9 protein-coding genes are annotated in these 9,691 nt (G+C 52.2%); 2 read left to right on the forward strand and 7 right to left on the reverse strand.

Annotation, left to right across the window (positions count from 1 at the left end; all coding sequences use genetic code 11):
* Together ACR0AH_RS20680 and ACR0AH_RS20685 are read right to left on the reverse strand one after the other, a co-directional pair.
* Entirely contained in the window at positions 1 to 795 is a 795-nt protein-coding gene (locus ACR0AH_RS20680) for an ABC transporter permease (RefSeq protein WP_480593575.1), read from the reverse strand.
* Positions 792 to 1,655, reverse strand: a complete 864-nt coding sequence (locus ACR0AH_RS20685) for an ABC transporter permease (protein ID WP_480593577.1) — start codon at positions 1,653 to 1,655, stop codon at positions 792 to 794. The genes ACR0AH_RS20680 and ACR0AH_RS20685 overlap by 4 nt, the downstream gene beginning before the upstream one ends.
* Before the next feature lie 191 nt (positions 1,656 to 1,846).
* On the opposite strand from ACR0AH_RS20685, the gene ACR0AH_RS20690 reads away from it, so the two are divergent.
* The gene (locus ACR0AH_RS20690) at positions 1,847 to 2,488 is read left to right on the forward strand and encodes a TetR family transcriptional regulator C-terminal domain-containing protein (RefSeq protein WP_480593578.1); all 642 of its coding nucleotides are present in this window, start codon (positions 1,847 to 1,849) and stop codon (positions 2,486 to 2,488) included.
* Between the two features lie 201 nt (positions 2,489 to 2,689).
* Here ACR0AH_RS20690 and ACR0AH_RS20695 read toward each other — a convergent pair whose 3' ends face one another.
* Genes ACR0AH_RS20695 through ACR0AH_RS20705 form a run of 3 tightly spaced genes read right to left on the reverse strand, consistent with a single transcriptional unit; the run spans position 2,690 to position 7,506 of the window.
* Positions 2,690 to 3,814, reverse strand: coding sequence for an ABC transporter permease (locus tag ACR0AH_RS20695; RefSeq protein WP_480593580.1), 1,125 nt, complete (start codon positions 3,812 to 3,814; stop codon positions 2,690 to 2,692).
* On the reverse strand, positions 3,815 to 6,514 hold the full coding sequence (rbbA, locus tag ACR0AH_RS20700) for a ribosome-associated ATPase/putative transporter RbbA (RefSeq protein ID WP_480593582.1): 2,700 nt from the start codon (positions 6,512 to 6,514) through the stop codon (positions 3,815 to 3,817).
* Positions 6,511 to 7,506: an HlyD family secretion protein gene (locus ACR0AH_RS20705; protein WP_480593584.1), complete on the reverse strand. Its 996-nt coding sequence runs from the start codon at positions 7,504 to 7,506 to the stop codon at positions 6,511 to 6,513. The genes rbbA and ACR0AH_RS20705 overlap by 4 nt, the downstream gene beginning before the upstream one ends.
* Before the next feature lie 270 nt (positions 7,507 to 7,776).
* Between ACR0AH_RS20705 and ACR0AH_RS20710 the strand changes: the two genes are divergently transcribed.
* Complete coding sequence (locus ACR0AH_RS20710) at positions 7,777 to 8,253, forward strand: alkaline phosphatase family protein (protein WP_480593585.1); 477 nt, start codon at positions 7,777 to 7,779, stop codon at positions 8,251 to 8,253.
* A gap of 76 nt (positions 8,254 to 8,329) precedes the next feature.
* On the opposite strand, the gene ACR0AH_RS20715 is transcribed toward ACR0AH_RS20710, so the two are convergent.
* Both ACR0AH_RS20715 and ACR0AH_RS20720 read right to left on the reverse strand, forming a co-directional pair.
* Positions 8,330 to 8,785 carry a luciferase domain-containing protein gene (locus tag ACR0AH_RS20715; protein ID WP_480593587.1) on the reverse strand — a complete coding sequence of 152 codons (456 nt, stop codon included), beginning with the start codon at positions 8,783 to 8,785 and terminating at the stop codon, positions 8,330 to 8,332.
* Between the two features lie 149 nt (positions 8,786 to 8,934).
* On the reverse strand, positions 8,935 to 9,525 hold the full coding sequence (locus tag ACR0AH_RS20720; RefSeq protein ID WP_171728208.1) for a YceI family protein: 591 nt from the start codon (positions 9,523 to 9,525) through the stop codon (positions 8,935 to 8,937).
* Positions 9,526 to 9,691 lie beyond the last annotated feature (166 nt).

The following is a 9,691-nucleotide window of genomic DNA, read 5'->3' on the forward strand; positions in this document are numbered from 1 at the left end:
TCAATCGGAGGATTGGATGGAACGGCGGCGGAAGTATTCGGCGATCAACAACAGCAGGACCGAGGACAGCAAAAGCAGCGATCCTAGGGCCAACGTGTTGGGCAATTTTGCCGGGAAGCGGATCTGGCTCCAGATATAGACCGGCAAAGTCGGGCTATTCCCTGATAAGAAAAAGGCCAGGACGAACTCGTCAAACGACACTGTAAACGTGACCAAAAGGCTGGCGACAATACCCGGCGCTACGATTGGGAGGGTAACACGCCGAAACGTTCCCACGACGCTTTCACCAAGATCGAATGCAGCCTCCTCCAAGGACTGGGCGAAATCGTCAAATGCAGATTTCATAATAGACACGGAAAATGGCAACGCCACGAACACATGCCCAAGGATTACTGTGGTCAGCGATGGTTTCAAACCGATGCTGATGAACAGAACCAGCATCGAACTGGCCACGATGATGCCGGGAATGACCAGTGGAAGCATGACCAGTCCCTCAGACAACTCACGCCCCGTGAAACGATACCGAACGTAGGCGCGAGCTGCGAAGAGACCCAGAGATGTTGCCATCAGGGCAGTCACGCCGCCGACGATCAACGAGTTCACCATAGCCTGTATCAGCGTGTCCTGTTGCCCCAGCTGTGCGTACCACTTCAACGTGAAACCCTTTAGCGGGAAGGCTACGATAGTTCCGTCGTTGAACGAAAACAGTGGCAATAGCAAAACCGGCAGGTAGAGAAACACCAGATAGGCAATCGCATAAACCAGCAACCATGAGAAACGAAATGACTTGGTCATCTGATCCTCCGGCCCAAAGCGGTGACGACCACCACGAACAGGATTGCAACGCAGCCGACCGAAAGCATGGCAAGAAGAGACAGCGTTGCACCCAACGGCCAGTTATTGGCGGCACCAAACTGTACTTGGATCAAGTTCGCCACCATTTTGCCCTGTGATCCACCGACTAAGGCCGGAGTGACGTAATCGCCCACCGTTGGGATAAAAATGATCAGGCAGGCCGCAATGACCCCCGGCACCGTCAGAGGCAGTGTCACGCGAACGAACCTTTCAAGCTTGTTGCAGCCAAGGTCGGTTGCAGCCTCCAATAGGCTGCGGTCGATCTTTTGCAGCGATACATAGATCGGCAGGATAGCAAACGGTGCCCAGGCGTGGGCGAGCGTAAGGACAACAGCGAATTCGTTGTAGAGCAAGAATGTCAGCGGCTCTTGTATCAAACCAAGTGAAATCAGCGCAGAGTTCAACACCCCATTGAAGCCAAGAATTAGTTTCCAACTGAACACGCGCAGGAGGTAGCTGCTCCAAAAGGGAATAGTGATCAGCAACAGCCAGAGGGTCTTCTTCTTTGTTCGAAACGCGATGAAGTATGCAATCGGATAGGCCAGACAAACAGTTGCCGATGTCACCGCGCCTGCAATTGCGACCGAACGGAACATTAGGTGTCGAACCAATGGGTCGGTAAACGCCTCTTGGTAGTTTGCCCAAGTAAAGGTCCGGTCGATCTCGACATAGGTCTGGGTCCAAAAACTGTAAGCGACGAGAATGCAAAGCGGCACGGCGACAAGCAGACCGACGTAGAGCGTCGCAGGTGCGCTTAGTGCGAGGCCCTTGCCCGTTTCACTTCGTAGTACTCCGGCCATTCTTCCCTGCTGAACTTTGCTTTTTGGTGGCGCGACCATGTCGATCACAAAATGGACAATCGTCCATTTAAGTCTGGAATTTTTGGACTAGTTGTGTCAACTGATAATTTCGCAACCGGGGATGGCCAAGTTCACACTGGCCGCTAGAAGGCACCGCAAGAGACTGAAAACAAACAGAGCCGGCTGATCCAATGACTGGAAGACGACAAGAAATACGCGAGCGAAATCGCCTTTCCCTAATCGAGGCAGTACTCGACTCGGTCGCAGAAAAAGGGATTTCCGAGACCTCGGTCAGCGAAATCATTCAACGCGCCGAGCTGTCCCGCGGAATGATTCACCTTCATTTTGGCGGTAAAGACAATTTGGTTGACGAAGCCGCCCGCTACTCATCCGAACAATATTACAATGGAATTTATGACTTGTTGGAAACGACCGGGCAAACCGGACAGGAACATATTGAGATGATTGTTCGGGGCGACTTAAGTGAAACCATTCTCAATAAGAAAAACGTTTCCATTTGGTACGCGTTTCGAGGCGAGGCCCGAAATAGAGCAGCAATCGCTGCGTTTTCAGATACCCGCGACGCTAAGCTGCGGAACCTGGTTTTCAACGCTTTCGCTCGAATTGCGAAAGAAGCTGGAGCCGAACACCCTAATCAAGTTGCCAGAGACGCTACGCACGGCACACTTGCGATGCTGGAAGGCATGTGGACCGACTACCTACTACACCCTGATTCATTTGATCGCGACGAAGCAATGAGAATTGTTTTTCGTTTTCTGCGCGCAATGTTCCCGAGGCATTTTGACCTGAGCGGCGCTTTGTTGGTTGAGTAGAGTTTGCGACTATGGCCCTTCAAAACCTTGATTGCATCGCAATCCAGCCGTCGGCCCGCATAATGCGAATATGACTATAGATAGTGAAGCTAACGCTTAGACAATCGCTGATGCCCTGACCTCTGCCGAACAGATTTCCAAACTGTCTTCTGACGCAGATCAGCTAGCGCTCCAATCTGTCATAGCCAGCAGATTAGAGCGCTAGCTGATCTGAGCAAGAGAACGTCGAAAAAGCCGTAGGCTCACTAGTAACAAAGCAATTCCCAACAACGTCATCCAAACGAATTCCGGCCAGACAGTCTCAATACCAGCGCCTTTGAAAACAATAGCCTGACTTGCTGACATGTAATGGCGTGACGGCAGAACCAAAGTACCCGCCTGCAACCACGCCGGCTGCCCTTCAATTGGGGTCTCTCCACCTGAAAGCATTAGCATTGGCAGCACAATCAACATAACCAGAAGCGCAAACTGCGCCATAGAGCGTGCAATGGTTGCCAGAAACACCCCAAGCGCCGTCGCAGTAAAAAGAAACAACGCCGTGCCAACCAAAAACAACATCTTGGATCCAGCGATACTAATACCCAGAGAACCCTGCATCACAAAGGTTAGTGAAAGACCAGCCGCGACCAAAACCACTGCTGCATTCGCCCAAATTTTGGCAATGGCAATGTCAAATGGAGCAAGAGGCATGGCAAGGAGATGTTCAATAGTCCCGTGCTCTCGTTCTCTAATCATTGCCGCTCCGGTCAAAATAGTTGTGAGCCACATGATCTGGCCAATCAGAGCAACGATACCAGCAAAACGTACAGTATCTCTATTTGGGTTGAAGGCGCTTCTTAGAATGACACTGATTGAGGCAGCATCTACTAGATCGATACCAATTGCATAGCGATGTATTTCAGCGCTCAAGATACTGGTGATGTAGTTTGCACCAATACCGGCCTGTTCCATAGCGGTTGCGTCAATAAGAACTTGAATCTCCGGACTGCGCCCTGCGCGCAGGTCCTCCTCGAATCCGGGGGGCACAACCACAACGAAAATAAAGCGCCCAGCGTCCATGTAGGCAGGTCCTTTTCCGGGTTCGATTTGGACGACCGGTTGGAACTCTGGTGGGAAAAACGCTGTGGCAAGTGCTCGAGAAAGTGGCGAGTCGTCTTCATCCGCAAACGCTATCGAGGCGTTGTTTACAGAACTTGCCACTCCCGTTGCTTCCATTATCGGGGCCAGCGTGAATGACCAGACCAACAATGCCATCATCACCCAATCACGGCGCAGGCTCATCACTTCCTTCAAGCCTAGCCAGAATATGCAGTAGAAACGTTGCATTCACTTCTCCTGCGCTCGAAGACATAGGACTGCGATCAGTGTCAGAACTGGTCCGAAGCAGGCGAGGGCCAGAATGTCTGGCGCAAGGGCCTCCCAACCCAAACCTTTAGTGAAGGCACCGACGTTTAGGTGTAGGAAATATGAGGAAGGCCAAAGAGAGCCCACCACTTGTGCGCCTCCTTCAAGCGTTGAAACAGGTTGCAACAGGCCTGAGAACTGGATTGTTGGGACGACTGAGGCGATGGCAGTTGCAAATGTGGCGGCCACCTGACTGGATGTCATTGTAGCGATCAACAACCCGTAGGATGTTGTTGCCCAAACGTAAAGAAGGGCACCAACAGCCAAAGGGAAAGGATTTCCTTTTAACGGCACCCCGAAAAGAAAAACGGTCATTCCGGCCAAAAGCAGAAAATTTGCGTAGGCGATCAAAATGTACGGAATTTGTTTGCCGATTAGAAATTCAAGCCGCGTGGTTGGTGTCACGTAGAAATTGACAACTGACCCCAGCTCTCGTTCCCTTGCTACGCTTACGGCAGTCAAAACAGCTGGCAGCATAATCAGTAAGATAGCAGGCATTGCCGGAGCCATCGCGGCGATGCTTTCAAAGCTTTGATTGTAGCGAAACCGGGGTTCGATCCTGGCGATATCTATCTGGCTTTTGCCGTTGTTAAGGGCATATTCCGCGAGAAATGATTGGTGCAGTCCGGAAACATAGCCTTCAACCGTCTCACCCTTAAATGGGATAGCACCGTCTACAGTCGCAAGTATCTGGGTCGGTTCACCCGTACTCATCTTTCGGTCAAAGTCAGGTGGTAACTCAACAACCAGAGAGACCTCACCTGACACTAAACGGTCGCGCCCTTCGCTGGCGCTTTGCAGCGGCGATGTGGCTTTAAAGTAGGACGATCCGGCGAATTCAGCCGCATAAGCACGACTCTCCGGCCCCTGAGAAAGGTCAAGTACCGCGAATTCAAGCTCATCGATATCCAGCGTAATTCCAAAGCAAAAAACCAACATTAGAATAGCAGAACCCAGAAACGCGAAAGCCAGACGCACCGGGTCACGAGCTACTTCAACGGTCTCGCGCCGCGCATAAGCCAATACACGAGAAAACGCTCCTCCCCCGGCGTGGGATCTGGCCCTGAAACCGACCTCTGGCGCGACAACAGAGACTGGTTTTTCTGCTGCTTCCAATATCGAAATGAAGGCGTCTTCAAGGTTTTCCGCCCCTTCAACGGCGATCAGTTCAGCCGGAGTACCTTCCGCTAGAACTCTACCAGCATGCATAAACGAAACGCGATCACAGCGTTCCGCCTCACCCATGAAATGAGTGGACACAAAGATCGTTACCGACTCATTTCGCGACAGCTCAATCAACAAGTCCCAGAAGGAATCGCGCGCCTCTGGATCCACACTGGATGTTGGTTCGTCGAGTATTAGCACCCGCGGACGGTGGATCACTGCTACGGCTAGCGACAGTCGCTGTTTGATCCCTAGAGGCAGTGCCGTCGCCAACGTATGCCGGTGCTCTTCGAGCCCAAAGCGCTCAGTGAGTTCCGAAACACGTTGTTCTCGGTCGGCAATTGCAAATATCCGCGCATGCAATTGTAGGTTCTGATGGACCGACAACTCGCCATACAAGGAAAAGGCCTGGCTCATGTAGCCTATTTCACGCCTCATTTTTCGGTCATATGCATCGACAGGGTTGCCAAACAGCAGTGCTTCACCTGAGCTAGAAGGTAACAAGCCAGTCAGCATCTTCATTGTCGTGGACTTGCCGCAACCGTTTGATCCTAGAAACCCGAATATCTCACCGCGATTGATTGTGAAGTCGACGTTGTCTACGGCCGTGAAATCACCAAAGCGTCGTGTCAGTCCACGCGCAACTATCACTGGGCTTGCTTCGATTTTCCCATTCGTTTTGTTTTTCCCCGCCGGTTCGACAGGCAACTCCCGTGCTCTCAGACGCCGATATGCAATTTCGAGGTCGACATCACTCCCTTTCAATTCGGCGGGCTTCCCATGAAAGATGACTTGACCCGCGTCCATCGCGACAATCCGGTCAAAACCCTCGGCTTCTTCCATGTACGCCGTTGAAACCAATACCGACAGTTCGGGGCTTTTTGCTCGGATTGCATCAATCAAAGCCCAGAACTGCCGACGCGACAACGGGTCGACCCCGGTCGTTGGCTCATCCAAAACCAAAAGTTTGGGGTCATGGATTAACGCACAGCAAAGACCTAGTTTTTGCTTCATCCCACCCGAGAGCTTGCCCATCAGACGGTCTTCAAACTGCGCAAGCCCTGTCGCAGCCAATAGCGCTGCGATACGGTCATCCCGCTCTGAATGCCCTTGAGCAAAGAGACCTGAGAAGAACTCAAGGTTCTCGCGTACAGACAGCTCCGGATACAGGTTTCGACCCAGCCCTTGCGGCATGAACGCGATGGCTGGGCAAATGCTGTGTCGATGACCAGAATCGCCAATCGGGCCGCCTAAAACGTCGATATTGCCGGATTGCAGTTTCTTTGCGCCGGTGATCAAACCAAGCAGTGTAGACTTTCCCACCCCATCCGGCCCGATAAAGCCAACAAGCTGGCCGCCTGGCAGTTCTAACGAAACAGAATCCAATGCGACATGCTTGCGATAACGGTGCGTAACACCTGAAATGTGAATATCGCAAGCGTCATCCTCTACTCTCATTCGAACAGCTCTTCTGGGATGCGTTGTTCAAGCGCCTCAGGCCAAGCAGCGGCTGGGTTCAGCCGGATCACCGCGACACCGCGCAGACCGGTTTTGACGTGCTCAATCCGACTTTCAACCAAGTCTATTGGGATACGGACGCGAACGCGAAAAACCAGTTGCTCTCGCTCATCCAGGGTCTCGACCTGTTTGGGGGTGAATTGTGCCTCGGGAGAAACAAAGCTCACGTATGCAGGTATCGCATATTCCGGCAATGCGTCGAGCACGATGCGAGCCTCAGCTCCAATGGGCAAAAGTCCGGCTTCACGCGCCGGAAGAAAAACTTCCATGTAAACATTCTCAAGGCCAAGAATAGTCAGGATTGGTTCGCCTGCGCCAACGACCTCTCCGGGTTCTGCAAGCCGGTAAAGCACGCGGCCGGGCAAAGGTGCCACTAAAGCGCTGTCTTCAATCTGTGCTTCGATCCTGCGTACTTCCGCCTCAGCGGCAGCAATACGGCTTTCTGCGGTTGCAACTCGGGCTTTGGCGGCGCCCAATACTGCTGTAGCAACCTTATGAGTGGTATCGCGATCTTCAAAAATAGTTTTGGAGATATTTTGACCTGCCAGCAACGCCGTGGCACGATCAAGCTCTTGCTCGGCCCTGCGCTGTTCGCTTTCGCGTTGCACAACGAGCGCTTCTGCTTCGGCCCTTGTCTGATTTGCCAAGGCTACTTCGGCTTTAGCCCGGTCCAGGGCCGCAGATAGCTCGTCTATGTCCATTTCGGCCAGGATTTGACCGGCTGCAACCATACTGCCCTCTATTGCCGTTACCTTTGCAACCCGACCTGCATTAGTTGGTGCTATTTCGACCTGTTCCGCTTCAACCCGCCCGTTTCCTTGCACAAATCCGACCGGCAATTCATCGCCATCCTCAGCAACAACGACATACAGCAACGCACCAGCAATTACTAAACCAGCCAAAATAAGAAAAACCGATAGGTTTTTGGTCATAGCGTTTCACCTGAAACAGGGTTTCTGGCGCAGAGTTTAGTGTCTCAAAAGACTCAAAGCCTTGTTTTGGATCAAAACCGATCCGGGCACCTCAGTTCCAAGCAATAGTTTGGATGAACACTGGTTTGGGTTTTGCAGGCTCTTTCGCGATAGGTCGGAAGAAGTAGACGTGAAGCGGTTTTGCTATCAGTTTGGTATTGAAGAGGGTTGTTCTAGCGCGCAATTGCAGTCGCGACTGACCTGCTGCGCAATACAGCGAAAGGAAGCACTATGACCAAAACACTGAGAGTTTGTTTGTCTTTATGGTTGGTTGCAGTCGCTCCTGCGTATGCGCAAGAACCTCCTCGTCTCGTTTTGCAGCTGACCGTTGACGCGTTTCGGGGCGATCTGCCGACACGCTACTTTGAGAATCTTGGGGAGGGTGGCCTTAAGTATTTACTAGAAAACGGTGTACACTATCTGGACGCCCATCATTGCCATGCCAATACAGAGACGGTTGTCGGACACGCCACATTGGCGACTGGGGCAACTCCGGCAGTACACGGGATGATCGGGAACATCTGGTTCGACAGAACCTTGGACCGCGTTGTCTACAACGTTGAAGACAGCACCGCTCCGCTTCTTGGAGATGGCGCTGGCGTCAATGACGATATTGAAATTGACCCAACACAGGCGGCAGCTACCATTAGTGTGAATGGCTTGAAGGTATCGAGCATTCGCCACGGCGACAATTTAAGAAATAAATGACTGCGAGAAACAAGGTGGCTGAAACTGCTCTCAGACAGAAAACAGGCGTCCCCGCACACTTTCGCGCAATTCGAGCTTAGTCCAAGGTGTTTCCGGTGATGAAGGTGTACGAGCTTTCGACCAAATCGATGACGACATCCAACTCTTCTGGTGTAGTCGGTGTGTATATCATGACAAAGCCACTCCACCCAGGACGTTGCTTGGCCCAAGGGTGTGCAACGGCCCAACCAGCCTCAATTGCCCGTCGCGCCATTGCGGGGTGCAGCGAAGCGTGCAAGCTGCCATCAGGATGCATGTGCGCAAATTCAAACCCACCGACGATAGAGTTCGGTTGGGACAACAACATGTCGGGATCAAGCTGAAAGCCAATCGCGCCAGGAAGCGATATGCGTGTCGGGCCAAGCGTGACCCCTGGTAATTGCGCAACACGCTCCAGCAATAGCTTGGCCAAATCGGCATCAATTTCGACACCAATCTGAGTATGCGGTACTCTACTTGTCGTTTCAGGACGGGGTGAGGTACGCTCCGGCAAGGAGCGCTCTTGTGCGAATGCCAACGGGCACGTCAACGCCACCGCTATCGCAGCAACCGCCAGTAGTCTAAAGAACACATTCATTTTGTTGCCAGCCCGTCAAAAGTTTAGAATGAGCGCTCAGCGCAGTATCAGCGCCCTTGAACACATTACTCAGCCTTTAATGCTTCGATATTGATCAAAAGCTCTATTTCGTCGCTCACCGCTGGCGCAAATGCCCCAAGTCCGAATTCAGACCGCACGATAGTCGCCGTGGCAGCCAGCCCCAAGGTCGGCGTGCCCTCTTTCGGACCAAACGGGTATGGCGCTGACTTGTTAAGCGTTGTTTCCAGAACAACAGGTTTGGTGATGCTATTCATGGTCAGGTCGCCAGAAATATCCGCGGTATTTTCCCCGGTCACTTCAATGCTGGTTGAGGCGAAAGTGACCACGTCACCGTCACTCGCGCTGAAAAAGTCATCGGACATGAAGTGTTGCAAACGGGCATCCCAGCCCGTGATCATGGATTTTACAGGCATAGACACTGTGACAGACGACGCAGACGGATCATCTTCGTTGAACTCTATCTCGCCGCTAAAACCTGAGAACATTCCAAACGTTTCTGAGAACCCGATGTGGTTGTAGCTGAACAATACCTGGCTGTGTCCAGGATCCATCTCGTAGCTGCCACTCTCGGACAATGCGGTTGTCGCGCCCATCGTTAAGAGTACCGCCAGCGGGGTTGCTGCCACTTTGAACATTGATACGCTCCTATTTTGAAAAGACGTGTTCGCGAAATCGAGTATTGAGCTTTAGCTTTTAGCTGGCCATGCTTATAGAACAAAATGTTCTACTGTGCAACAAAATGTTCTATAGGAGGGGTGATTGAAAGAAGATCCTAGGCTGATCGCCACACGACAGGCGGCG

It is taken from the genome of Ruegeria sp. AM5, assembly GCF_056540645.1.

Coding starts and splice junctions, on each gene's coding strand:
- ACR0AH_RS20680 (WP_480593575.1), bottom strand. CDS start 795: ATGACCAAGTCATTTCGTTTCTCATGGTTGCTGGTTTATGCGATTGCC.
- ACR0AH_RS20685 (WP_480593577.1), bottom strand. CDS start 1,655: ATGGCCGGAGTACTACGAAGTGAAACGGGCAAGGGCCTCGCACTAAGC.
- ACR0AH_RS20690 (WP_480593578.1), top strand. CDS start 1,847: ATGACTGGAAGACGACAAGAAATACGCGAGCGAAATCGCCTTTCCCTA.
- ACR0AH_RS20695 (WP_480593580.1), bottom strand. CDS start 3,814: ATGCAACGTTTCTACTGCATATTCTGGCTAGGCTTGAAGGAAGTGATG.
- rbbA (WP_480593582.1), bottom strand. CDS start 6,514: ATGAGAGTAGAGGATGACGCTTGCGATATTCACATTTCAGGTGTTACG.
- ACR0AH_RS20705 (WP_480593584.1), bottom strand. CDS start 7,506: ATGACCAAAAACCTATCGGTTTTTCTTATTTTGGCTGGTTTAGTAATT.
- ACR0AH_RS20710 (WP_480593585.1), top strand. CDS start 7,777: ATGACCAAAACACTGAGAGTTTGTTTGTCTTTATGGTTGGTTGCAGTC.
- ACR0AH_RS20720 (WP_171728208.1), bottom strand. CDS start 9,525: ATGTTCAAAGTGGCAGCAACCCCGCTGGCGGTACTCTTAACGATGGGC.